The 24,774-nt window shown below is 65.6% G+C and carries 23 protein-coding genes; 14 read left to right on the top strand and 9 right to left on the bottom strand.

Annotated features, from left to right (window positions below; translation table 11 throughout):
• Positions 1-61: 61 nt before the first annotated feature.
• From OVA12_RS21905 to OVA12_RS21870, 8 genes are all read left to right on the top strand, one after another.
• Positions 62-1,318, top strand: a complete 1,257-nt coding sequence (locus tag OVA12_RS21905; protein ID WP_268140764.1) for an ABC transporter substrate-binding protein — start codon at positions 62-64, stop codon at positions 1,316-1,318.
• 70 nt (positions 1,319-1,388) lie between these two features.
• A complete protein-coding gene (locus tag OVA12_RS21900) occupies positions 1,389-2,258 on the top strand; it encodes a carbohydrate ABC transporter permease (protein ID WP_268140762.1) in 870 nt (289 codons plus the stop codon).
• On the top strand, positions 2,248-3,084 hold the full coding sequence (locus tag OVA12_RS21895) for a carbohydrate ABC transporter permease (RefSeq protein ID WP_268140761.1): 837 nt from the start codon (positions 2,248-2,250) through the stop codon (positions 3,082-3,084). The genes OVA12_RS21900 and OVA12_RS21895 overlap by 11 nt, the downstream gene beginning before the upstream one ends.
• Positions 3,085-3,101: 17 nt before the next feature.
• Positions 3,102-3,851, top strand: coding sequence for a glycerophosphodiester phosphodiesterase family protein (locus OVA12_RS21890; RefSeq protein ID WP_268140760.1), 750 nt, complete (start codon positions 3,102-3,104; stop codon positions 3,849-3,851).
• Positions 3,848-4,885 (top strand): ABC transporter ATP-binding protein, encoded by a 1,038-nt coding sequence (locus OVA12_RS21885; RefSeq protein ID WP_268140759.1) that lies wholly within the window; start codon positions 3,848-3,850, stop codon positions 4,883-4,885. Before OVA12_RS21890 ends, OVA12_RS21885 begins: the two co-directional genes overlap by 4 nt.
• A 35-nt stretch (positions 4,886-4,920) precedes the next feature.
• Complete coding sequence (locus OVA12_RS21880) at positions 4,921-5,805, top strand: MurR/RpiR family transcriptional regulator (protein WP_268140757.1); 885 nt, start codon at positions 4,921-4,923, stop codon at positions 5,803-5,805.
• A gap of 103 nt (positions 5,806-5,908) precedes the next feature.
• Positions 5,909-7,192 carry a hemolysin family protein gene (locus OVA12_RS21875; RefSeq protein WP_268140756.1) on the top strand — a complete coding sequence of 428 codons (1,284 nt, stop codon included), beginning with the start codon at positions 5,909-5,911 and terminating at the stop codon, positions 7,190-7,192.
• A gap of 187 nt (positions 7,193-7,379) precedes the next feature.
• Positions 7,380-7,925, top strand: coding sequence for a peroxiredoxin (locus OVA12_RS21870; RefSeq protein ID WP_268140754.1), 546 nt, complete (start codon positions 7,380-7,382; stop codon positions 7,923-7,925).
• Between the two features lie 58 nt (positions 7,926-7,983).
• On the opposite strand, the gene cydX is transcribed toward OVA12_RS21870, so the two are convergent.
• From cydX to cydD, 6 genes are all read right to left on the bottom strand, one after another.
• Positions 7,984-8,094, bottom strand: a complete 111-nt coding sequence (cydX, locus tag OVA12_RS21865) for a cytochrome bd-I oxidase subunit CydX (RefSeq protein WP_106754869.1) — start codon at positions 8,092-8,094, stop codon at positions 7,984-7,986.
• A gap of 12 nt (positions 8,095-8,106) precedes the next feature.
• On the bottom strand, positions 8,107-9,261 hold the full coding sequence (cydB, locus tag OVA12_RS21860; protein WP_268140749.1) for a cytochrome d ubiquinol oxidase subunit II: 1,155 nt from the start codon (positions 9,259-9,261) through the stop codon (positions 8,107-8,109).
• A gap of 4 nt (positions 9,262-9,265) precedes the next feature.
• A complete protein-coding gene (locus OVA12_RS21855; RefSeq protein ID WP_268140748.1) occupies positions 9,266-10,846 on the bottom strand; it encodes a cytochrome ubiquinol oxidase subunit I in 1,581 nt (526 codons plus the stop codon).
• Positions 10,847-11,036: 190 nt separating this feature from the next.
• Positions 11,037-12,287, bottom strand: a complete 1,251-nt coding sequence (locus OVA12_RS21850; RefSeq protein WP_268140747.1) for an ATP-binding cassette domain-containing protein — start codon at positions 12,285-12,287, stop codon at positions 11,037-11,039.
• A 6-nt stretch (positions 12,288-12,293) separates the two neighbouring features.
• The gene (locus tag OVA12_RS21845; RefSeq protein WP_268140746.1) at positions 12,294-12,713 is read right to left on the bottom strand and encodes a hypothetical protein; all 420 of its coding nucleotides are present in this window, start codon (positions 12,711-12,713) and stop codon (positions 12,294-12,296) included.
• Positions 12,710-14,515, bottom strand: coding sequence for a thiol reductant ABC exporter subunit CydD (gene cydD / locus OVA12_RS21840; protein ID WP_268140745.1), 1,806 nt, complete (start codon positions 14,513-14,515; stop codon positions 12,710-12,712). Before cydD ends, OVA12_RS21845 begins: the two co-directional genes overlap by 4 nt.
• Positions 14,516-14,734: 219 nt before the next feature.
• On the opposite strand from cydD, the gene OVA12_RS21835 reads away from it, so the two are divergent.
• From OVA12_RS21835 to OVA12_RS21825, 3 genes are all read left to right on the top strand, one after another.
• On the top strand, positions 14,735-16,021 hold the full coding sequence (locus OVA12_RS21835) for a DUF4214 domain-containing protein (RefSeq protein WP_268140744.1): 1,287 nt from the start codon (positions 14,735-14,737) through the stop codon (positions 16,019-16,021).
• Between the two features lie 324 nt (positions 16,022-16,345).
• The gene (locus tag OVA12_RS21830) at positions 16,346-16,771 is read left to right on the top strand and encodes a hypothetical protein (protein WP_268140743.1); all 426 of its coding nucleotides are present in this window, start codon (positions 16,346-16,348) and stop codon (positions 16,769-16,771) included.
• Positions 16,772-17,171: 400 nt separating this feature from the next.
• Positions 17,172-17,633 carry a glyoxalase superfamily protein gene (locus OVA12_RS21825; protein WP_268141474.1) on the top strand — a complete coding sequence of 154 codons (462 nt, stop codon included), beginning with the start codon at positions 17,172-17,174 and terminating at the stop codon, positions 17,631-17,633.
• A 365-nt stretch (positions 17,634-17,998) separates the two neighbouring features.
• Here the strand turns inward: OVA12_RS21825 and OVA12_RS21820 are convergent, their stop codons facing one another.
• A complete protein-coding gene (locus tag OVA12_RS21820) occupies positions 17,999-19,498 on the bottom strand; it encodes a CoA-acylating methylmalonate-semialdehyde dehydrogenase (protein WP_268140742.1) in 1,500 nt (499 codons plus the stop codon).
• A 194-nt stretch (positions 19,499-19,692) separates the two neighbouring features.
• Here OVA12_RS21820 and OVA12_RS21815 point away from each other — a divergent pair, with 194 nt between their 5' ends.
• Complete coding sequence (locus tag OVA12_RS21815; RefSeq protein WP_268140741.1) at positions 19,693-20,574, top strand: LysR family transcriptional regulator; 882 nt, start codon at positions 19,693-19,695, stop codon at positions 20,572-20,574.
• On the opposite strand, the gene OVA12_RS21810 is transcribed toward OVA12_RS21815, so the two are convergent.
• Positions 20,546-21,109, bottom strand: coding sequence for an AAA family ATPase (locus OVA12_RS21810; RefSeq protein WP_268140740.1), 564 nt, complete (start codon positions 21,107-21,109; stop codon positions 20,546-20,548). The genes OVA12_RS21815 and OVA12_RS21810 overlap by 29 nt on opposite strands.
• 116 nt (positions 21,110-21,225) lie before the next feature.
• Between OVA12_RS21810 and OVA12_RS21805 the strand changes: the two genes are divergently transcribed.
• Positions 21,226-22,152, top strand: coding sequence for a pirin family protein (locus OVA12_RS21805; RefSeq protein WP_268140739.1), 927 nt, complete (start codon positions 21,226-21,228; stop codon positions 22,150-22,152).
• Here OVA12_RS21805 and OVA12_RS21800 read toward each other — a convergent pair.
• A complete protein-coding gene (locus OVA12_RS21800) occupies positions 22,130-23,185 on the bottom strand; it encodes a DUF6030 family protein (protein WP_268140738.1) in 1,056 nt (351 codons plus the stop codon). The genes OVA12_RS21805 and OVA12_RS21800 overlap by 23 nt on opposite strands.
• Before the next feature lie 311 nt (positions 23,186-23,496).
• On the opposite strand from OVA12_RS21800, the gene OVA12_RS21795 reads away from it, so the two are divergent.
• Entirely contained in the window at positions 23,497-24,768 is a 1,272-nt protein-coding gene (locus OVA12_RS21795; RefSeq protein ID WP_268140737.1) for an acetylornithine deacetylase/succinyl-diaminopimelate desuccinylase family protein, read from the top strand.
• The last annotated feature ends 6 nt before the right edge of the window (positions 24,769-24,774 follow it).

The raw sequence follows: 24,774 nt of genomic DNA, 5'->3' as shown, positions 1-24,774 counted from the left end.
ACGCGGCCGGGAGGATATGACCACGACACGGAATGCAATCACATTTGCAATGGAGCGTCCGATGTCACAGAAATTGCACACACTCGTCGCAGCCGGCGGTATCGCCCTGCTCGCAGTTGCAGCCCCAGCCCAGGCTGCCACCACCGTCACCTTCTGGCACTCGTTCAACAAGGCCCAGGGCGAAGCGCTCGACAAGATCGTCGCCAATTTCGAAGCCGCGAACCCGGACATCGACATCCAGGCCGAGTTTGTCGGCAACTACAACGACATCGTCGCCAAGCTCCAGGCCGCCATCCCGGCGCGCCGGGCTCCCGATGCGGTCATCCTCGAAGTCACCCGCTACGGCCTCTTTGCCGACCGCGGCGTGCTGACCGACCTGACGCCGTATTTCGAGGCCGATGCGCTGAAGGACGAGCTGTACCCCTACGCCCGTGAGGTCGGTGTCTACAAGGACAAGACCTACATCGTGCCGTTCAACTCCTCGACGCCGGTGCTCTACTACAACAAGGACATCTTCGCCCGCGCCGGCATTACCGGCGAGCCGCAGCTGAAGACCTTCGACGACATCCTGACCGCGTCCAGGACCATCACCGCCAAGCTTGGCGCCGAGGGCGTCACCGGCATCGCCGCCCCGGGCCAGTTCGCCCGCTGGGGTCTGGTCATGTCCAATGACAGCGAGCTGATCGACCGCAAGACCAACGAGATCCTGCTCGACGCCCCGAACACCATCGAAGCCTACCAGTGGATGGCCTCGCTCGTGCACGAGCACAAGGTCGCCTCGGCCGATGGCGTCACCGAAGAAGACAATGGCCGCGATGCGTTCCTCGCCGGCAAGGTCGGCATCATGCTGAACTCGACCGGCAACTACACCGGCTCCAAGAAGGCGCTCGGCGACAAGCTGGAAGTCCGCCCGATGCCCTGCAACAAGGTCTGCTCCGTGCCGATCGGCGGCGCCGGCATAGGCATTCTGGCTTCCTCGGCCAAGGACGTGCAGGACGCGGCCTACAAGTTCATCAGCTACGCCGCCTCCGCCGACGCCAATGCGGCCTGGTTTGCCGCCACCGGCTACCTGCCGATCAACAAGAACAGCGCTGCCAAGCCGGTCGCGGCCGAAGCCCTTGCCACCCAGCCGGGTATCCGCGTTGCCATCGACTCGCTGCCCAACGCCTATGGCCGCGCCCGTCCGCCGGTTGTCACCTGGATGCGCGCGACGGAATACAAGATGTGGGAAGCCATGGCTCTCGGCCAGGCTCAGGTCGCCGACACGCTGAAGGACTTCGCCGCCCAGACCCGCGAAGAAGCCCAGCGCTCCAACTGATCCCGCATCTCCTGAAACCGGCCGGCCGGCCGGGGCAAGTGCCCCGCCGGCCGGTCAGGACATCCGGCCCATGCTTCGCTTCCTGACGCCCTATCTGTTCGTCGCTCCCCTCGTCCTGTTCATGGCGGTCTTCACCTATGTGCCGATCCTCATGAGCCTCGACCTGTCGGTCCGCGACTGGGATTTCCTGTCGCCGGACATGCCCTTTGTCGGTCTCGACAACTACAAGGGCCTGCTGGCCTCGCGGGAATTCTGGAACTCGCTCTGGGTCACCACGATCTTTGCCGTCCTGTCCGTTCCGCTCAGGCTGGTGCTGGCGCTGGGGATCGCCACCTGGCTGGTGCGTGAAGCCCTGCCCTCCCGGCTCCTGCGCGGCGCGCTGTTCCTGCCCTCGGTCACCTCCACGGTGTCGATCGCCGTCGTGTTCTCCTGGCTGTTCTCGACCGACTATGGCGCGGTAAACGCCCTGCTCGTCGGCCTTGGCCTCGGCCGCCAGCCCTGGCTGCAGGACCCGGCGCTGGCGCTCTGGGTGCTGATCCTCGTCAACACCTGGAAGCAGCTTGGCTATGACATCGTCATCTACATCGCCGGCCTCCAGGCCGTGCCGCAGGAACTCTATGACGCGGCGGCTGTCGACGGGGGGCGCCGGTTCCATGTCTTCCGGCGCGTGACGCTGCCACTGGTCATGCCGACCACCTATTTCCTGCTGGTCATTTCCGTGATCGAGGCCTTCCAGGTCTTCACCATCGTCAATGTCATGACCAACGGCGGCCCGGCCGGGGCCACCGACATGCTGGTCAGCCTGCTCTACCGGGTCGGCTTCGTCCTCTTCGACATCGGCCGCGGCTCGGCGCTCGCCGTGCTGCTGTTCGTTTTCCTTGTGACGCTGGCGATCGTGAAGTCGCGCGTCATCGGCCGGAGAGTGCACTATGAAGCCTGATGACATCCGCCCGCGCCTGCGGCTCGCCGAGCCGCTCCTGGCCGCACTGGCGCTCGCAGCGGGGCTCCTGTTCCTGTCGCCCGTGCTCTATTCGATCTGGCTGTCGCTGCAGACGGCGGATTCCTACTATGCCGGCGGCTACGAGTTCACCCTCGACAACTACACGCGGGCAGTCAGCCAGTACAATTTCGCCCGCTATCTCCTGAACAGCCTGATCGTCTCGGGCCTGGTCACGGTTCTGGCGATCTCGGTCGCCACGCTTGCGGCCTTTGCCTTCGCCCGCTACCGCTTTCCCGGCGGCGACTTCCTGTTCGGGGCCACCGTGGCAACGCTGATGATCCCGAGCCACATCAGCCTGATCCCGAACTATCTGACCCTTGCCAAGGCGGGCCTCCTCGACAGCTATGCCGGGCTGATCCTGCCGGCCGTCTCGAACGGCTTTGCCGCCTTCTTCCTGCGCCAGTACATCCGCGGCATCCCGAAGGCACTGGACGAGGCCGCCTACATGGACGGGGCCAGCCCGCTGACCGTGCTCTGGCGCATCATCGTGCCTCTGTCTCGGCCGGCGATCCTGTCGATGAGCCTCTACATCTTCATCACCGAGTGGAACAACTACATCTGGCCGCTGGTCGCCGTCGGCAAGCAGGACCTGTTCACCCTGCAGATCGGCCTTGCCCGGCTCTACAGCGCCAATCCCGGCGAGGGTCTGATCGACTGGCCGCTGGTGCTGGCCGCCTCCACGCTCACCATCCTTCCTGTCCTCCTCGGCTTCCTGCTGGTCGAACGCAATCTCGTCCGCGGCATCACCATGGGCGCGCTCAAGTAACCGGGATCTCTCACGACATGACACGCATCGCATCCCATCGCGGCGGTACCCTCGAATTCGGCGACAGCAGCCCGCAAGGCTTTGCCGCCACCGCCCGCATGGCCCTGGAAGAGGTCGAGTTCGACGTCCATCCGACCGTAGATGGCGCCATCATCGTGCATCATGATGCAACGCTCGACCGGACCACCGACCGCACCGGCCCGATTGCCCGGCTAACGCGGGCCGAGGTCCAGGCGGCGACCATCAATTACGGCGCCGGCGGGCATCCCCTGCTCCTGTCCGAGCTTTGCGCTCTCTACGCCGGCAGCCCGGTCGATTTCCGCTGCGAGATCAAGCCGGATGATGCCGGCCGGCCCTATCCGGACTTCGTGCCGCGCGTGGTCGCCGAACTGGCGCAGCACGGCATGCTCGAGCGCACCACCTTCACGTCCTTCCTGCTGGAAAGCCTCGACGCCCTTAGCGAGGCCACGACGCGGCCCTGCCTCTGGCTGGTCAGCCCCGCCGTGCTGCGCCAGCTGGGCACGCGCGCCGTCATTGGTCTTGCCCGCCGCCACAACATCCCGGAAATCGGCGTGCACATCGACACCGCCGACGCCGCGCTGATGTCGGCCGTCACGGCAGCCGGCATCGCCTTCGGCTGCTGGGCCGCCCATGACGCCGCGCAGATCACCAAGGCCTTCGATCTCGGGGTCAAGGTCTTCACCACCGACCGTCCCAGCCTCGCCATTGCCATCCGCGATGGCACGCACAAGGACCAGGCCGCATGAGCCGCATCACCCTTCGCGACATCACCAAGGCCTATGCCAATGGCCAGGCCGTGCTCAAGGGCGTCTCGCTTGACATTGCGCCGGGCGAATTCGTCGTCATCGTCGGCCCGTCGGGCTGCGGCAAGTCCACGCTTCTGCGCCTCATCGCCGGGCTGGAGCGCTGCGAAGCGGGCGACATCGAACTGGCCGGCCGCCGAGCCAATGATCTGGCTCCGCAGGACCGCGACATCGCCATGATCTTCCAGAACTACGCGCTCTATCCGCACATGAGCGTACGCGAGAACATCGCCTTCGGGCTGGAGCTGCGCGGGGTGGCGAAGGCCGAGCGCAACCGCCGCGCCGAAGAGGTCGCGGCCATGCTGCAGTTGACGCCCTACCTCGACCGCAAGCCGGGCGCCCTCTCCGGCGGCCAGCGCCAGCGCGTGGCGATGGGCCGGGCGATGGCACGGCAGAGCGCGATCTTCCTCATGGACGAGCCGCTGTCCAACCTCGACAACGCGCTGCGCGTCGCCATGCGCGCCGAGATCCGCGAGCTGCACCAGACACTTGGCGCCACCACGGTCTATGTCACCCATGACCAGACCGAGGCCCTGTCGCTGGCCGACCGGGTCGCGGTGCTGAAGGATGGCGTGCTGCAGCAGTTCGACACGCCGGCAGCGATCTATGACAGGCCGGTCAACCGCTTCGTCGCCGGGTTCCTCGGCATGCCGTCGATCAACTTCGTCGAGGCCTCCCACCTGCCCGGAGTAAGCAACGCTCCGGGCCTGACCGCCGGCCTGCGCCCCGAAACCCTCACCCTGCACGGAACCAACCCGTCCGGCTCAGCTCTTGCCGGCCGTGTCCTCTTCCGTGAGATGACCGGGGCCGAGGTGATCCTGCATTGCGACACGCCCGCCGGCCGGCTCACCTTGACCGGCGAGCGCCAGAGCCTCCCGGAGGCGCTGGACCAGATCTGGATCAGCTGCGACCTTGACCGGGCCCTGTTCTTTGATACCCAGACAGGAGCCCGTGTCGACCGGCCCCGCGCCGCCTGACCTCGCCTTCGCCCGCTTCGCACAGGACCGTTTTCTTGACGCAGGATTCCCTTCCCCAGGCGCTTGGCGACCTGATCAACCGCCATGCTGCCCGCCTGACCGAAGCCGACACGCGCCTGCTTGATGTGCTGGTGCAGGACCCGATCCGCGCCGCCATGGAAAACGGCAAGGAGGTCTCCTTCCGCGCCGGTGTGCATCCCGCCTCTGCCGTGCGTCTTGCCCGCCGCCTTGGCTTCAAGGGCTATCCCGAGTTCAAGAGCTTCCTGCAGTCGAACCTGATCGAGGGCGGCACGGATTTCGAAAGCCCGGCTGCCCGCATGGCTGCGCGGCTTGTGCGGGCCGAGGAAGGCGGGCTGCTCGCCTCCCTGCTCGACAGCGAGATTGCCGCCCTCAACGCGGTGCGCACCAGCGTGTCGGATGCCGATATCCGCGCGTTCTCGTCGGCCCTCAGCACTGCCCGCCGCGTCTTCGTGTTTGGCCGGGGGCATTCCGCCTCGCTCTCGGCCCTCATTACCCTGCGGCTGCTGCGCTCCGGCTATGATGCCGTCGACCTTGGCAGCCAGATGCACAAGCTGCCCGAAGCGCTCTTTGCCGTGGAGCCGGGAGATGTGGTCTGGCTGCTGGCTTTCCGCCGTGCCTCGCCCCTGATCGATGACCTCAGCCGCCTGGCGGCTGCGCGCGGCGCAAGCGTCCTCGCGCTCACCGATCTCCTCGGCCTGCGCATCGAGCCCAGCCCCAGCCTCACCATCGCCGTCTCGCGCGGCCAGCCGGGCGACTCACAGTCCCTGGTGGTGCCGATGACCATCGCCAATGCGGTGATCCTGGACCTTGCCGCCATCGACAACGGCCGGTCCATGCGCGCCCTCAGCGCCTTCAAGTCCTTCCGCGCCACCAGCGGCCTGCCCGCCCACCTGCTCTAGGCCGCCGGATCACGCAGGCCGGAGCACGCAGGGATGACTTGGACCGCCATTGCCGCTATCACAGGCGGCGAAGGCAGATCCCTGCCGCAGCCCCCTGGACACCATGGCCCTCGAACTTCTGATTGTCGTTCTCCTCACCCTGCTCAACGGCCTTCTGGCCATGTCTGAGCTGGCGGTCGTCTCCTCCCGTCCGGCGCGCCTGAGGGTCGCGGCCGAGGCAGGATCACGCGGAGCGGCAACGGCCCTGCGGCTGCAAGAGGATCCCGGCCGGTTCCTGTCGTCGGTACAGATCGGCATCACCCTGGTCGGCGTCCTGTCCGGTGCCTTCTCCGGCGCGACGCTCGGCGAGCGCCTGTCCGCCTTCCTGCTCACGCAAGGGGTGAGCGAGCCGCTGGCGGACGGATTCGGCGTCGGCGTCGTCGTCGTGGCCATCACCTATCTGTCGCTGATCATTGGCGAGCTGGTGCCCAAACAGGTGGCCCTGCGCAATCCGGAGGGCGTCGCGGCGCGTGTTGCCCCCTTGATGCTGCTGATCTCGCGCATCGCCGCGCCGCTGGTGTTCCTGCTCGATATCTCCGGCAAGGCCGTCCTGTCGCTCCTCGGCCAGAGCGGGGCCAGCGAGGAAAAGGTCACCGAGGAAGAGGTCAAGACCATCATCGCCGAGGCCGAAAGCGCCGGCGTGCTGGAAAGCGCCGAGCGTGACATGATCTCCGGCGTCATGCGCTTTGCCGACCGCACGGCCCGCGCGCTGATGACCCCGCGCCGCGAGGTCGAGATCATCGACCTGTCCGACCCCCATGATGTCCTGCGCGCCCAGATCCGGGAAACCCGGCGCACCCGCCTGCCGGTTCAGGATGGCGAGGCGGACGACATCATCGGTGCCTTGCGCGTGCGCGACGTCATCGAGGCCTATGCCGAAAGCGACGAGCCGGACCTGCGCGCCCTCGTCCGCCCGGCCCCGGTCGTCATCGACAGTGCCCGTGCCCTGGACGTGCTCAAGGCCCTGCGCGCCGCCACGCTGCACATGGCACTGGTGTTTGACGAATACGGCCACTTCGAAGGCATCATTTCCGCCGGCGATATCCTCGAGACCATCACCGGCGTGTTCCAGGACGAGGACAGCAACGACGAGCCCTCCTGCGTCCAGCGCGCCGACGGATCGTGGCTGGTCGCCGGCTGGATGCAGGTTGACGAAGCCTCCGACAAGCTCGGCCTGCCGGTCGACAAGGATCCCGACTTCGAAACGGTCGCCGGGCTGGTTCTCAGCGAACTGAATCACCTTCCGGTCGTTGGCGAGGTGTTCGATTACCGCGGCTGGCGCATCGAAGTCGTCGACCTCGACGGCCGCCGCATCGACAAGCTGCTGATGAGCCGGCTGGTCGACTGACGCCGCTACGGCACTGCACGGACCCTTTGCCACACGGTCTTGCGGCAGCGCAGCAATTCCGTTACGCGGTCATCAGCGGCTGCATTTCTCCCTGCAGTCGGCCATCCCATATCGAGGGTTTCCCTCCCCCCGTTTCCGGTCGCGCCCTTCGGGGAGCGGCCGTGCCATGCCATTTCAGGAGCATCATATGATCGGCAGAAAAGTTCCCGACGTGACCTTCCGCACCCGCGTGCGCGACGAGAGCATCGGCGGCCCCAACCCGTTCCGCTGGGAAGACAAGACCAGCGCAGACTATTTCGCAGGCAAGCGCGTTGTCCTGTTCTCCCTGCCGGGTGCCTTCACCCCGACGTGCTCGACCTTCCAGCTGCCGGATTTCGAGAAACTGTTCCCGGAGTTTCAGGCGCTTGGCATTGACGCGATCTACTGCATCTCCGTCAACGATGCCTTCGTGATGAACGCCTGGGCCAAGGCGCAGGAGATCAAGAACGTTCAGGTCATTCCGGACGGGTCGGGCGCCTTCACCCGGCGCATGGGCATGCTGGTCGCCAAGGACAACCTCGGCTTCGGCATGCGTTCCTGGCGCTATGCCGCCGTCATCAACAATGGCGTCGTCTCGAAGTGGTTCGAGGAGGAAGGCTTCTCCGACAACTGCGAAACCGACCCTTATGGCGCCTCGTCGCCGCAGAACATCCTTGCGGCGCTCAAGTCCGACGCAGACGCCAAGGCCGCCTGATTACAAGCCCCCGGCCATTACCTGGCCGGGGGCATCTGTCTGTTCTCTGGTCAGCGCCTCAGCGCTGCTTCAGCTTGGCGTCGTCCTCGCGCATCTCCAGCCACATGGCGTTGAGAATGGCGAGGCAGCAGGCCAGCGGCATGCCGAGGATCCAGGCGAAATACCACATTGTCTTGTCTCCTCAGTAATGCGCGCCGTCGCGGTTGACGCTCTCTTCGCTGACCTTGCCCCACAGCACCCGATAGACATAGGCGGTGTAGGCCAGGATCAGCGGCAGGAAGATCACCGTCACCACCAGCATGTTGAACAGGGTCGAGTGGCTGGAGGATGAGTCCCACACCGTCAGGCTCGCTTCCGGCTGGATCGAGCTTGGCAGGATGAAGGGGAACATCGACACGCCGACCGTCGAGATGATGCCGACCACGGAGAGTTTCGAGGCGAGGAACGTCAGCGCTTCCATCCGTGTATTGAGCCCGATCAGGGCCCCCAGCGCACCGATGAAGCCCAGCGCAGGGAAGACCACCAGCAGCGGGTGAATGCTGTAGTTGATCAGCCAGGATCCGGCTTCCTTTACCGTCGTCTTGGCCAGCGGATTGGCCTGCATCTCCGGATCGACCGCCGAAGTAATGCGATAGCCATCGATAAAGCCATAGGACAGGGCGAGGCCGCCGAGTGCGAACAGCACGATGACCGCAATCGCGGCAAACGAACCATAGCGCCGGCCGCGCGTTGCCACGACACCTTCCGTGCGCAGGGCCAGCCACGCGCCGCCATGCATCACCAGCATCGCCACCGACAGGAGCCCACAGAGCAGGGCAAAGGGCGTGAACAGCTCGAAGAACGAGCCTTCATAGGCAATGCGCAGGTCACGGTTCAGCGTGAAGGGCACGCCGGTCAGCGTGTTGCCGACGGCAACGCCGAACACCAGCGCCGGGACGAAGGAGCCGGTGAACAGCGCCCAGTCCCAGCGGCTGCGCCAGGTCGGATCCGGGTTCTTGTCGCGGTACTTGAAGGCGACCGGCCGCAGGATGAGCGCGGCGAGCGCCACGAACATCGCCAGATAGAAGCCGGAGAAGCTGACCGCATAGAGCGCCGGCCAGGCGGCGAAGATCGCGCCGCCGCCGAGGATCAGCCAGACCTGGTTGCCCTCCCAGGTCGGGGCGACGGAGGCAATCGCCACCCGCCGTTCGGTGTCATTGCGGCCGACGAAGGGCAGCAGCGAGCCGACGCCCATGTCGAAGCCGTCGGTGACGGCAAAGCCGATCAGCAGCACGCCAAGGAGCGCCCACCAGATCATCTTCAGGATCGAATAGTCGATGAGTTCATGGAGGATCATGGCTTTACTCCGCGGCGATGGCGAATGGACGCCGGGCGAGGCCCGGCTCAGGCTGCGGCTGTTCTTCCGGCCCCTTGGCGATGGCCTTCAGCATCAGCTTCACCTCGATCACCAGCAGCACGCTGTAGAGCGCGATGAAGCCGGCCATGGTCAGGAGAACTTCCGTAACCGTGAGGTTCGACACCGCCGCTGAGGTCGGCAGCATGCTTTCGATGATCCAGGGCTGGCGGCCATATTCGGCCACGAACCAGCCCATCTCGCAGGCAAGCCACGGCAGCGGGATCGACCAGACCGCAATATGCAGAAGCCAGCGCTGCTTCTGCCGCACCTGTTCCAGCTTGCCGGCGGAGGTGAGGTAGAAAAACACGGCCGTCAGCAGGATGAAGAAGAAGCCGCAGGCGACCATGATGCGGAAGGCGTAGAACATCGGCCAGACATTGGGCACCGTGGACCAGGCCGCCTCGTCGATCTGTGCTTCCGTCGCCTCCATGGGCTTGGGCGCGTAGGGCAACAGCAGGTAGCCATAGCCAAGATCGGCAGCATGCGCCTTGAACAGCGCCCGCTTCTCCGGCGTGTCCTCACCGCCGCGAATGTCCTGCAGCGTCTGCCAGGCAATCGCGCCGGAGCGGATGCGCTCCTTCGACTGTTCCACCAGTTCCTTGATGCCCGGGATCACCGTATCGAGCGAGCGGGTGGCGATCAGGCCCATGACATAGGGCACCTCGATGGCGAAGAGGTTCTCCCGCTTCACCTGATCGGGGATCGCCACCACGTTGAAGGCGGCGGGAGCCGGTTCGGTCTCCCACATCGCCTCGATGGTGGCGAGCTTCATCTTCTGGTTCAGGTTGGCCTCGTAACCGCTTTCGTCACCGAGCACGACGACGGAAAGAGCCGAGGCAAAGCCGAAGGCGGCAGCCACTGCCATGGAGCGGCGGGCGATGTCGAGATGACGGCCTTTCAGCATGTACCAGGCCGAAATGCCGAGCACGAACATCGAGGCGGTGACATAGCCGGCCGAGACGGTGTGCACGAACTTGGCCTGCGCCACCGGATTGAACAGCACGTCAAAGAAGCTCGTCACTTCCATGCGCATCGTGTCGATGTTGAACTCAGCGCCGATGGGATGCTGCATCCAGCCATTGGCGATGAGGATCCACAGCGCGGAGAAGTTCGTCGCGATCGCCACGGCCCAGGTTGCGGCCAGATGCGCGCGGGCGCTCATCCGGTCCCAGCCGAAGAAGAACAGGCCGACGAAGGTCGCCTCCATGAAGAAGGCCATCAACCCCTCGATGGCCAGCGGCGCACCGAACACGTCGCCGACATACTGGCTGAAATAGCTCCAGTTCATGCCGAACTGGAATTCCATGGTCAGGCCGGTCGACACGCCCAGCACGAAATTGATGCCGAAGAGCACGCCCCAGAACTTGACCATGCGCTTCCACACCTCACGGCCGGTCATCACATAGACCGTTTCCATGACTGCGAGCAGAACCGACAGACCGAGGGTCAGAGGAACGAAGAGAAAATGATAAAGCGCGGTCATCGCGAACTGCAGTCGCGACAGATCCACTACGTTGAGTTCCATGGCAAATCTCCTGCCGTGAGAGTCTGGCTCGCGGACAGCTCAAGCCTGTCCGCGCCGTCCGCCTTTGACCCCATGCGGATGACTGGAGCTTACTATGGTTTCTTGAAGGTTTTTATTTCGTTTCAGCCATTTGAGCGCGACCGATGCCCGCGCGACAGCAGCGCGCAGGCGTCACGGCGTCGCAGCTGGCCTAGGCGCGCAGCCGCACGATCCGGTCCGCAATGGCGAGTTCCCGGGCGCGGTGCGAGATCAGCAACAGGCTCGCACCCTCATCGCGGAACGCGGACAGAGCGGAGAGCACACCGGCGGCCGTTGCATCGTCCAGGCCCTCGGTCACCTCGTCCAGCAACACAACCTCAGGCCGAATCAGCAGCGCCCGCGCCAGCGTCAGTCGCCGGGCCTCGCCGCCGGAGAGCCCTGCCCCGCCTTCGCCGAGCAGGCTGCCCAGCCCCTCGGGCCGCGCGGCGATCATGTCGGCCAGCCCGACCGCCTCCAGCGCAGACCACATTGCCTCCGGGCTCGCCTCTGGCACAGCAAGCCGCAGGTTGGCGGCAATCGTGTCGTTGAACAGCACCGGCTTCTGCGAAATCACCGCAAGCCGCTGCCGCAGCACCACTTCCGGGATCCCGGACAGATCGCGTCCGCCGAGCCGGATCGCTCCTGCATCCGGCCTCATGAGCCGCGCGGCCAGCGCCAGCACCGTCGACTTGCCGCAACCGCTCGGGCCAACGAGGCACACCGTCTCGCCGCGTGCCAGCGTGAAATCGAAGCCTTCCAGCACGGCCCGCTGCGCACCGGGATAGGCGAACGTCACGCCGGTCAGTTCCAGCGCCGGTGCATTGGGCAAAGGCTCGCCAGTGATTTGTGTACTGTGCGAACCGGAGGCCCCTGCCCCGGCTTCCGCACCCATTTCCGCAAGCGGCATCACCCGCGCGGCTGCCCGCTGGGTCCGCGTCCAGCCGGCAAGACCCGGCAAGAGGCTCGCGAGCGTCTCCGTCAGACCGAGACCGACCAGCAGCAGCCCCGTCACCAGCGCCGCCGACAAGGTCCCGCCAGTAACCTGAGGCGCCAGCAGCACCAGCCCGAGCGCCACCAGCAGCTGGCCCGCACTCATCACCAGAGCCTCGGCAAGGCTTGCGCTACGCTCCAGCGGCCGCTCGGCCTCAGACCGCCGCAGGCCGGCCTGCCGGATGCCGTCGACGGCCTCGTCCAGCCCGCCATAGATCGCCAGATCACGCCGCCCGGCGACAAAATCGGCGCTGCGCATCCGCATCGCCTCTTCCGCCGCCTCCATCCGCCGCGCCGCCTGCGCCAGCTTGCGCTGCGACAGCAGTCCTGCCGCCGCAGCCACCAGCAGCAGCCCGGACACCAGCGGCACCAGCGCAAGCGGCGCAATCAGCACCGCCGCGACACCGGCCAGCAGCGTCACGACGCCCGTCACGAAGGCCTACACGACCAGCCGCAGATAGGCCCGGTCGAGCTGATCGATGTCCAGCGTCAGCCGCGCCAGGCGCAGGCCGCTGCGGCTTTGCCCCGCTGTTGCCGGGCGGCTCGCGGCGAAGCCGGCGAACACGGCCCCGCGCAGCCGCGCCAGAAAACGGAAGGTCGCGTCATGGGTCAGCATGCGCTCGCCATAGCGCCCGGCCGTGCGGCCAATTGCCAGCCCCCGGATCAGCGCGCTCGGCGTGAAGTAATTGATCAGGAGCCCGGCCGCCCCCGCTACAGCCGACGCGGTGATGAACCATCCGGCAACGCCTAGCAGCAACAGGCCCGTGATCGCCGGAACCAGCGCAATCGCCAGCCCCAGCACAAAGGCACCGCGCTGTTCGGCGAACTGGCGGCGGATGAGAGCGCGCAGCGGGCTCATGCGACGCCCTCCGTCTCGCGCTGCGGCTGCTGCGTGATGTCCAGCCGCAGCCCGCGCATCGCCAGCGCATTCGGGTCGTGGCTGGCGATGATGCTGGTGCGCCCGGCCGACAGCCGCTCCAGCCCGGCGATCACCACAGCCGCCGTCTCGTCGTCAAGGCCCGCTGTCGGTTCATCGGCAATCAGCATCAGGGGCTCGCGTCTCAGCGCCGCGCGGGCCAGCGCAATGCGCCGGGCTTCGCCGACGGACAGGCCAAATCCGTCCTCGCCCAGCCGCGTCGCCAGCCCCATCGGCATCTGCTCGACCAGCGCGCGCGCGCCGGCCAGTTCCAGCGCGGCCCACATCTCGGCCTCGCTCGCGTCCCGCTCTGCCCGCGCCAGATTGGAGCGGACCGAACCGAAGAACAGGCGCGGTTCCTGCGACAGGAAGGCAAGGCGGCTGCGCCACAGGCTCAGATCCAGGGCGGCGAGATCGAGGCCATCGATCAGGATCGCCCCGCCATCGACCGGCCGCAGTCCGGTCAGCGCATCGATCAGCGTCGACTTTCCCGCCCCGCTCGGCCCGGCGACCAGCAGCCTGTGTCCGGCTGGCAGCTCGAGGTTCAACCCGCTGATGACCGCGCGCCCGCCGGGGGAAAGTGTCAGATCGCGGAAGGTCAGCGCTGGTGATGTCTTCGGCAGTGACGCTGCCGCTGTGACTGCCGCAACCGGCGTTGCGCTTGCGGCCAGCGGCAGCTCCAGCAGCACCTTGGCTGCGGCCTCCGCATTGGCCTTGTCATGATAGGCAGCAGCAAAGGCACGCAAGGGCGAGAAGAACTCCGGCGCCAGCAGCAGCACGAACAGCCCGGTGAAAAGGTCCATCGGCGTGCCCCATGTGCCGCCGCTCACCTGCCCCAGCAGCGAGAAGCCGACATAGACCGCGACAAAGGCAATGCCTAGCGCGCTGAACAGTTCCAGCACCGTCGAGGACAGGAAGGCGATCTTCAGCACCTTCATCGTCGCTACGCGAAACCGGTCGCCGGCCTCGGCCACAGCCTTGTCCGTGCGCTCCAGCGCCCCGATCAGCCGCAGCGTGTCGAGCCCGCGCAACCGGTCGAGGAGGAAAGCGCTCATCCGGGCCAATTCCCCGTGCTGCCCGTCGGCGGCAGCCTTGGCGCGCATGCCGATCAGCGCCATGAAGACGGGGATCAGCGGCCCGGCCACCAGCAGAATGACCGCAACCATCCAGTTGGCAATGAAGGCGGCCAGCAGGATGCCAAGCGGCACCAGCGTCAAGCGCGGACGCAGCGGCAGGAACCGGCGCACATAGGGCCCAATGGCCTCAACCTGATCGGCAATGGCCGCCGCGACCGCACCGGCGCCCGGCAGCGCCGTTGAAGGCGCAGCCCCGGCTAGCCCGCGAAGTAGCCTGTCGCGCAGATCCGTCTTCACGCGCTCGGCCGCCGCCGTCGCCAGACGGCTCGCCAGCAGCGTCAGCATCAGGCGCAGGATCGCGATCAGCGCAATCACGCTCGCCGCAACCGCCGGCAGGGCGAACAGGCTCAGCAAAGATGCGCCAGCCATCGCCTGCATATCTCCCGCCGCCAGTCCGGCAATGGCCAGCGCAAGCAGATAGGCCTGGGCGATCCAGAGAAGATCCGCCATCGCGGCGATCCGGCCGGCGCGGGCAATGCGCGCCTTTTCGCCGGCAACGACGTCAGCCAGCAGGCGCAGATGCGCTTTGCCCGCGGCGGTCCCCTCTGCCGCGGCGTCTCCGCCTGTCGTCTTGTCTGCGTTGCGAGCCGTCCGTTCGTCCCTGCGCAAGGATTCCTGTCCTTCGAGCCACCCCTTTCCTCCCGGTTACATGCGCCAGCCGATCCTGACAATGACGAATGCACTCGCCGATTGTCGCATGGCGGGCGGACGAGCAGATCTGCCAGTCCCGCCCCCGGTTTGACACCCGGCGGCGGGGCCTGTAAGACCTGACAGGTCGGGGCATCGACACTTTGCGGGTAGGGACCATCCGCTCAGGGTTTAAAACCAATGCCCACCGTTTATTTTTCGGACTCGAATTCCGTCCTCTGGCGCCACGAATCCGGCCCCAACGCTCCGGTCAAGATCGGCAAGATGTCCGTCGCCATGACCGACATCGCAGTTGCCCCCGATGGCACGCTGTATGGCCTGGACAGCTTTTTCCTCTATCGCATCAGCACGTCCGATGCCTCGACCACCCGTATCGCCCTGCATAACGTTCCGGCGGCCAATGCGCTGGTGATTGATCCGCTCGGCGTTGCCTATGCGGCGTCCAGTGTCATGGAGATCCTGTACCAGACCAATCTGGAAAACGGCGCGCGCACCCTCATCGGCAAGATCGGCAAGAACGCGGCCGGTGACCTTGCCTTCCACAAGGGCGAGCTGCTGATGTCGGCCGACACCGATGACATCTATGTCATCAACCCGGCCACCGGTGCTGCCACGCTGAAGCTGCGCACCAATATCGATGACATCTGGGGCATGGACAGCGACGGCGAGACGTTGTTCGCCTATGCCGGCAATGACGTCTACGCGCTGAAGTCCGGGGCAACCGCCTTCGAAAAGATCGCCGATTTCGAGGTGAATGGCGTCGGCAAGATCATGGGGGCGGCCAGCACCGGCTACGGCAACAGCGGCGCGGTGCAGCGCGGCTCGAATGGGGCCGAATCCTTTATCGGGACGGCCAAGGACGACATGCAGTTCGGCCTCGGCGGCAATGATGACCTCAATGGAGCCGGCGGCAACGACACGCTCAACGGCGGCAGCGGCTTCGACAAGGCGATCTATGCCAGCAACCGGGCTGATGTCGTCGTCGACAACAAGGGCAGCGGCAAGTTCACAGTCTCGACCAGGATCGAAGGCCTCGACACGCTGCAGGACATCGAGCGGATCACACTCAACGACGGCACCCTGGCCCTCGATCTTGATGGAGCCGCCGGGCAGACCTACCGGCTCTACCAGGCCGCCTTCAAGCGGACGCCGGACCAGGTCGGGCTTGCCCACAACGTCAAGCTGATGGATCAGGGCCTGTCGATCTTCGACATGGCCAATGCCTTCATCGGCAGCCAGGAGTTCCGCAACACCTATGGCGATAACGTCAGCAACACCCAGTTCATCAGCCTTCTGTACCAGAACGTCCTGAACCGCGCCCCCGACGCCGCCGGTCTCTCCGGCTGGCTCTCCCGCATGGACAGCGGCACCACCCGCAAGGAAGTCCTCTTCGGCTTCTCCGAGAGCGGCGAGAACAAGGCCCTCGTCGGCCAGGCCATCGAAGACGGCATCTGGCTCGGCGCCTGAGGAGCGCAAACAGCGGCCTCTCAGCCCCTTCCCCCGCATAGCCTCTCAGCCCCCCTCCCCCTCGTGGGGAGGGGTTTGGGGGTGGGGGGGCGACGCTCGGCCCCTCCCCATCGGGCGCAGGGCAACACAGTCCGGCGCAAGCGGGGCAGCTGTCTGACGCGATGATCTTGTCCACGAGAAGCCGTCGATCTCGATCACCCGCGACCTTGACGCGCCGGACAGCACAAAGCATGAGCCCATTAACCTCTGATTGCGCAACCAGGGTTCGCACTTTTCATTTTCCGGCATCACAGTAGAGTTGAACGACATCCACTCGGTGTCGGCATGTCGAACGTTCCACTCATCAACCCGCTCAGCGGTCAGATCTCGTTCGGACGCGTCCCGGAGATCAAGAGCAGATCGCTTTACGTTCCCGCTGGACATATTCACCTGCGCAAGGGCAAGCATATCGGCCCCAATCAAGGCTTCGGCGCGCTGCACATCTGGGCAGAGCACAGCAAGGAAATGCGTCAACGAAACTTTTGCGCGGTAGAAGATGTCCCTGCCTACGTGGCCAGCATCATTCGGGTCGGAACGCCGCTGCATTTTCCTGGTGGCAACTTGCGACGGACGCGCATCATTGCGGTTCAAGCCAGCACCGGCATGGCCATCCTCGAGCAGCAATCCTACCTTGGCGACACCGTGTGGTCTGTCGTGACCGCCTACTCGGGAAAACGAAAAGACGGCCCCCGGATAGGAGCCGTCTCTTGAATGCGTTGCAGTAGCAGCGTTTCCTTAGCGCTTTGAGGGTTCGGAAACCACCCGAAGTGTCCTGCAAATGAGCTTCCTGCAAAGCTCACCATCCGCAAGAGCTGGCCAATTCACAGGTGACGCCAACTCAAAATGCTCTTTATGCGCTGCAGTAACATAGGCCTTTCGGCACGTTTCTTCAAGAAAAAAGGCAAATGCGACCTTCAGTACCGGCCCTTGACATCCCCCGGCGCACAGCCCACATCTGCGTCCGGTTCGAGGCGCCGGCCGCTCGCAGGGGAAACCCGTGGTGAAGTCCTCGTGACAGCATATGCCTGACCAGCGCATGCGCACATGGCAACGCGAGCAACCGTGGCTTTCACGCATGCTGATGCTGATGAAGGCAATCAAGATGACTGACATGACAGGCCCGGGAACCACCGGGGACTACAAGGCCCAGGCAAAGCGGTTGCGCAGCGCCATGGCCAGCCAGGGCACGCCCATTTCCCATTCGCGAGCCCTCGAACTCATCGCCGAAGCCCATGGCGCGCGCGACTGGAACACGCTTGCCGCGAGGACCCCGGCCCTGCCGCATTCAGCACCGCGGCCGGCGACCAATCGCGCCTTCCTGCAGGTGGGGGCCAGGGTTGGCGGGCACTATCTCGGCCAGCCCTTTACCGGTGAGGTCCTTGCCGTTTCGAGCCTCGGAAATTCGGGACGCTACAAGCTGGAGATCCATTTCGACGAACCGGTCGACGTGGTCACCTTCGACAGCTTCTCCGCCTTCCGACGCCGCATCCGGGCAACGGTGGACGAGAACGGCACCTCCCCCCAGCGCACCTCGAATGGCCAGCCGCATCTGGTGATCGAGACGGCGGACTGATCGGCCAGCCCGCAAGGCTGTCATCCCGGACGAAAGCGAAGCGGAGATCCGGGACCTACTCGTTCGCAGAGCGGTCGAAGTCTCGCGCCTGGGTGACGCCGCATGGACAGTGATCTCCGACGCGAGGCCCAAAACAACAAAGGGCGGCCAGTGGCCGCCCCTTCAGAAAACGCCACCTCCGAGGTCATCCCCGCCCTGTGCGGGGATCCATACCGCCTTGGAAAGGTGGAACATTTCCGGCAGCCCTCAGCCAGAAGACTGGATCCCCGCACAAGGCGGGGATGACCGCTGTGGGCGCATTTTTATCGACACAAAACAACAAAGGGCGGCCAGTGGCCGCCCTTTGCACATCTTGAATGACGGCCTCAGCGCATCGTCGGGATGACGAATTCGGCGCCGTTCTTGATGCCCGACGGCCAGCGCGAGGTGACCGTCTTGGTGCGGGTGTAGAACTTGAAGGCGTCTGGGCCGTGCTGGTTCAGGTCGCCGAATCCGGACTTCTTCCAGCCGCCGAAGGTGTGGTAGGCGAGCGGAACCGGGATCGGAACGTTGATGCCGACCATGCCGATGTTGATGCGGGTCGAGAAGTCGCGGGCGGCGTCGCCGTCGCGGGTGAAGATCGCCGCGCCGTTGCCATACTCGTGGCTCATCGGCAGGTCGATGGCTTCCTCGTAGGTTTTGGCACGCACCACCGAGAGGACCGGACCGAAGATTTCGGTCTTGTAGATGTCCATCTCCTTGGTGACGTTGTCGAACAGGCAGCCGCCGATGAAGTAGCCGTTCTCGTAGCCCTGCATCTTGAAGTTACGGCCATCGACCACGAGCTTGGCGCCCTGCTCGACGCCCTTGTCGACCAGGCCCTTGACGCGGGTGTAGGCGTCCTTGGTCACGAGCGGACCGAAGTCGACGTCATTGCCGGCGGTGTAAGGTCCGATCTTCAGGCTCTCGACGCGCGGGGCCAGCTTCTCGATCAGGCGGTTGGCGGTGTCCTCGCCGACCGGAACGGCGACCGAGATCGCCATGCAGCGCTCGCCGGCCGCACCGTAACCGGCGCCGATCAGGGCGTCGACGGCCTGGTCCATGTCGGCATCCGGCATGATGATCATGTGGTTCTTGGCGCCGCCGAAGCACTGCACGCGCTTGCCGGCTGCGCAACCGCGCGAGTAGACATACTGCGCGATGGCGGTCGAGCCGACGAAGCCGACGGCCTGGATGGTCTCGTCATCGAGGATGGCGTCGACGCTGTCCTTGTCGCCGTTGACGACGTTGAGGATGCCAGCCGGCAGGCCGGCTTCCAGCATCAGCTCGGCCAGCATCATCGGCACGGACGGGTCACGCTCGGACGGCTTCAGGATGAAGGCGTTGCCGGCGGCGATGGCCGGGCAGAACTTCCACATCGGGATCATCGCCGGGAAGTTGAACGGGGTGATGCCGGCCACGACGCCCAGCGCCTGGCGCATGGAATACATGTCGATGCCCGGGCCGGCGCCTTCGGTGAACTCGCCCTTCATCAGGTGCGGCACGCCGATGCAGAACTCGGCCACTTCCAGGCCGCGGATCACGTCGCCCTTGGCGTCCGGAATGGTCTTGCCGTGCTCGCGGGACAGGGCCTCGGCCAGCTTGTCCATGTCGCGGTGCAGGAGGTCGACGAACTTCATAAGCACGCGGGCGCGCTTCTGCGGGTTCTGGGCGGCCCAGGCCGGCTGGGCGCTAGCTGCGTTCTCGATGGCGGCGCGCATCTCGGCCTTGGTGGCGAGCGCAACCTGCGCCTGCACTTCACCGGTGGCCGGGTTGTAGACGTCGGCAAAACGGCCCGACGTGCCTTCGACGTGCTTGCCGCCGATGAAATGTCCGATCTTCTTCATGGGCTTCCTCCTGAGCGCGAGCCGGGTCCTCAGGTGGGTCCCGTTGTTCGCCTGGCCCTTGTCTTGCGCCTTTCTTTTTGCAAAGACAACGGCGCTGTTTCCGCATCCGTTGTGCGTGGATTATAGTGCAAACCGGAGCCGGCCGCCGCGTCGCGGCTGTGTCGCAAATTGTCCTGCAATGACCGGAGTTTGTCGTGGATTGGGATGACATTCGGGTGTTTCTCGCCATCGCCCGCAGCGGCCAAATTCTGGGCGCGGCGCGCCGTCTCGGCCTCAACCACGCCACCGTCGCCCGCCGCCTGACCGCGCTGGAAGAGGCGCTGAAGACCCCGCTGGTCGAGCGTGGCACCACCGGCTGCAGCCTGACGGTCGCCGGCGAACGCTTTCTCCAGTCGGCCGAACGCATGGAAGCGGAGTTCCTGGCCGCCCGCTCAGAGCTCACCGACACGGAGATCGACGTCTCCGGCACGGTCCGCATCGGCGCGCCCGACGGCTTCGGCGTTGCCTTCCTCGCCCCGCGCCTCGGCGAACTGACCGCCCGCCATCCCGGCCTGACGATCCAGCTGGTGCCGGTGCCGCGCTCCTTCTCGCTGTCGCGGCGCGAGGCCGACATCGCGGTGACCATCGACCGGCCCGACACCGGGCGCCTGGTCGCGGCCAAGCTCGTCGACTATGCCCTCGGCCTTTATGCCTCAAGGGCTTACGTCGAAAGACGCGGGCTCCCCGGCCAGACCTCGGAGCTGCGCGACCATGATCTCGTCGGCTATGTCGAGGACCTGCTCTATTCGCCCTCGCTCAATTATGGCGCCGAGATCGTCCGCGACTGGTCGGCCCGGTTCGAGATCGCCTCGGCGCTCGGCCAGACCGAAGCGGTGCGGTCCGGGGCCGGCATCGGCATCCTGCATGCCTTCATTGCCCGCAAGGACCCCTCCCTCGTGCCTGTCCTGCCGCAGATCCGGCTGACCCGGGCCTACTGGATGGTGACGCACGAAAGCTCGCGGCCGCTGCGCCATGTGGCGGCAGTGCAGGATTTCCTGCGCGACCTCGTCACCCGCGACCGGGCGATGTTCCTGTAACCCCCAGTCCGAACTGTTCTTTCTCGAGCGAAGCCAGAAACTGCCGGACCTCCTTCAGGCGGGTGAAGCGGTGCAGGGTCAGGTGCGCCGGTGGCGATTGCCAGACCTCGAGAAGCTTCGCCCGCGACGAATGCCGCGTGTCCCAGATGAACTTCAGGAACTCGACCGTCCGGCCGTTGAACTGCTCCGGGCACCCCTCCGGCAGGTCCGGCCGGCTCTGGCCGCGGTAGACCCAGCTGCGCCGCAGCACGCGAATTGTGCGCAGCGCTACGGGTACATCCAGCCAGATGAAGGTGTCGGCCCGGGCGATCCGTTCGGGATAGGTGCGCGAATGCCCGCCCTCGAAGATCCAGCGCTCCTGCCGGTGGACCTCGCTGCTCAGGCGGTCCTTGTCCTCCTTGCTGCGTTCCACCCAGCCCGGTTGCCAATGGATCTGGTCCATATGAAACACCGGCAGCCCGGTCCGCGTCCCCAGCTCCCGGGCCAGTGTGCTTTTACCTGAACCGGGACCACCGACGATCATCACGCGTTGCATTGGAACTCTCAGAGGATGCGATGGGAAACACACTGTTCAATAGACAGTCAGGCTCAGGCGCGCCACCTTGCAGAGGAAATGTGACACTGGATGGACGTTTCGAGAGGAGAGACACAATGAGCTGGCTGACTGCACCCGATCCCATTCCTGGCGATGCGGCGAGCTGCGATCCGATCGACACGATCATCATGCCGCGCACGTCGGATCTCGGCGGCTTTGAAGTGCGCCGCGCCCTGCCCTCGTCGCGGCGGCGCATGGTCGGCCCCTTCATCTTCTTCGACCAGATGGGCCCGGCAGAACTGCTGGTTGGAGGCGGCGTTGATGTCCGCCCGCATCCGCACATCGGCCTTGCCACCGTCACCTATCTCTTCGACGGCGAGATCTATCACCGCGACAGTCTCGGGTCCGACCAGCTGATCACGCCGGGCGAGCTGAACTGGATGTCAGCCGGTCGCGGCATTGTTCACTCCGAGCGGGAAAGGGCGGAACGCAAGCTGGCCCCACGCCCCCTGTTCGGCATCCAGAGCTGGGTCGCCCTGCCCGCGCATCTGGAGGAAACGGAGCCCGACTTTGCCCATTACGGCGCTGACCGGCTGCCGCTCCTGAACGACCAGGGCGCCACCGTGCGGCTGATCGCGGGCTCACTCTATGGCGAGACCTCACCGGCCCGCACGGCGAGCGAGCTGTTCTATGCCGATGTCGCACTGGAAGCAGGTAGCCGCATCCCGCTCGACGCCAGCCATGAGGAACGGGCACTTTACACTGTAGAGGGCGAGATCGAGATTGCCGGCCAGACCTTTGGGCCGGCGCAGCTTCTGGTGTTCAAGCCCGGTGACCGGCTGGAGATCCGGGCGACGGCGACCGGCCCGGCGCGGTTCATGCTGCTGGGCGGCGCGCCGATGGATGGCCGGCGCTACATCTGGTGGAACTTCGTCTCTTCGTCAAAGGAGCGGATCGAGCAGGCCAAGGAGGACTGGCGCCGCGGCCGCTTCGACATCGTGCCCGGCGACGAGAGCGAGTTCATTCCGCTGCCGGCGGACTGACCAGCGCCGAGCCATCGGTTGGGGACGGCGGCTCGCTACCGTCCGGCGTGATCCCGACGAGAGGTGGATAGGCGGTGTCGAGCGGTGGCAGGCCCGCATCGGATGCGGGCTGGCCGTCCGGGGTTTCCGGCGGAAAGGCGATCAGGGGTTCAACCACGATCGGCCCGAATTCCTTCGGCTGCTCCGTGCTTTCAAGCTGGGGGGCAGGTGCCTCTGCTGGCGCGGCCGGCGCTGCCTTTGCCCCTTCGAACCGTGCCGGGCGAATGTGATCGGGCGGCGAGAACTCGATGATCACATTAAGACGATAACGCGCAGCGGCGTCCCCCGTCAGATTCGGATCCTCCGGCGACACCCTGAACCGGACGCCGCGTTCAGAGATGTCGACCGCGCGCATGTCGGAAATGGCCCGCAAGACCGGTTGCGGAAACTCCCAGGCATAGCGCTTTGACAGGGCATCGAGCACTTTGCGCGCCATGCTGCGTCCTTCTGCGTCCGTGCGCGGGTTGGCCGCGTTCAGCTTCAGACGCAGGTAGTCAACACGGTCTGAGGTGCCGCGCATCAGGAAAAACAAGGTCGTCGGCTCACTGTCGACATCCGGCGTACCGACCGCCACAAGATCCGAACTGCACTGCCAGCGATCCGTCTGGAACGGCGCTGCGCTCCACCCGGTGTTGGGCAGGCCCAGACCGGCCAGTTCTGCGCAAAGGTCGGCCGGGGATCCGGAGAAGCTCAGCTTGAGGGCTGCCGGAAGCTCGGGCTCGGGCGCAATCAGGCGTGCCTGCACATCACCGGGCAAAGGCGCCAGGGGATCAGCTGGCAATGCAACCGGCGGCGGCGGAAGCGGTTCGGCCGGACGAAACCGCCAGTCTGTCGCCACACCCGCCGCCAGCACGGCAACGCCCGAAAGGATGACCAGCGGCAAGCCGGCGAGGACAAGCCTGCGGGCCGTCCAGCGCCGCCGGCGACGCGGGTGTACCTCGGGTTCGGGTGGCGCTGCGTCTCCCCAGATCAGCTTGCGCTTGTCGGCACGCATGGAGGCGCGGAACCGATCAAGCGGCCGATAGCGTCGCCGGGGTTTTTGCGGCTCTTTCATGCACTCACGACTGTCGAACGAGGAAACCGGCCGGGTAACCGGACCGATATGCACCGACTTACCCATGCCACAGGTCGCACGCAAGACCGGCAGAAATGCGACTGAGACGACAGCGCACCGGCGGCATCTCCCCCTGCCCGGACAACGGCGTGAGACAGGTGCGAGACACTGGCCAAAATTGCGCTTCCCTTCGCCCCTGCAACCGATACACTCCTGTTAAAGTTGCGAGGGTGCAAGGTCCGGGGTGGGGTATGCTGGCAGCATTGCATGCAAGGATCGAAGGCAAACGCGCCGAACTTGTGGCGTTGACGCAGGATCTGGTTCGCATCCCCACGATCAACCCTCCCGGCGAAGATTACACGCCCTGCGCGCAGCTGATCGGCGAACGCCTGCGGCGGCGCGGCTTCGAGATTGCCTATATCCGGGCAGAGAACACCCCCGGCGACAGCGACCGCCACCCGCGCACGAATGTGATTGCCCGGCGCGCTGGCGCAAGGCCAGGTCCTTGCGTCCATTTCAACTCGCACATCGATGTCGTTGAGGCCGGGCATGGCTGGACGGTGGAACCGTTCGGCGGGCTGGTGCGCGATGGCAAGGTCTACGGGCGGGGCACCTGCGACATGAAGGGTGGGCTTGCCGCGTCAATCATCGCGGTGGAAGCGTTGATCGAGCTGTGGCCGGACTTCAACGGCGTGCTGGAAATTTCCGGCACAGTGGATGAAGAGTCCGGTGGCCTTGGCGGCGTGGCGCATCTGGCCCGCATGGGGCTTTTTTCGAAGCCCCGCGTCGACCACGTGATCATCCCCGAACCGCTCAACAAGGACCGGATCTGCCTTGGTCACCGGGGCGTTTGGTGGGCGGAGATCGAGACGCATGGCTCCATCGCGCATGGCTCCATGCCGTTTCTGGGTGATTGCGCCGTGCGCCACATGGGCGCGGTGATGGACGCTTTCGAGCATGAGCTCTACCCAAAGCTTGCGGCCAAACACACCACCATGCCTGTGGTGCCCGAAGGGGCGAAGTCCTCGACGCTGAACATCAACTCCATTCACGGCGGCCAGCCGGAAGGCTTCGAGGGGCTGCCAAGCCCTTGCGTGCCCGACAGCTGCCGGATGGTGATCGACCGGCGTTTCCTGATCGAGGAGCACCTGGACGAGGTGAAGGGCGAGGTTGTCTCCATCCTCGACCGGCTGAGCACGACCCGGCAGGGCTTCAAGTACTCGCTGAAGGATCTGCTGGAAGTCATTCCGACCATGACAGACCGGCAGGCACCCGTGGTGCGGGCGGTGGCAGACGCCATTGAATCGGTGCTGGACCGGCCGGCGGATTATGTGATTTCGCCGGGCAGCTACGATCAGAAGCACATTGCCCGGATCGGGCATCTGCATGACTGTATCGCTTATGGGCCGGGCATTCTGGACCTGGCCCACCGCCCGGACGAGTTTGTCGTGATCGACGATATGGTCGACAGCGCCCGGGTCATGGCGCAGGCCGCGCATGCATTGTTGTCGGGACATGGCTGAACGCCG

The organism is Pannonibacter sp. SL95, from assembly GCF_026672425.1.
In the GTDB taxonomy this organism is placed as follows: Bacteria; Pseudomonadota; Alphaproteobacteria; order Rhizobiales; family Stappiaceae; genus Pannonibacter.
This window is presented reverse-complemented; position numbering and strand designations above follow the sequence as displayed.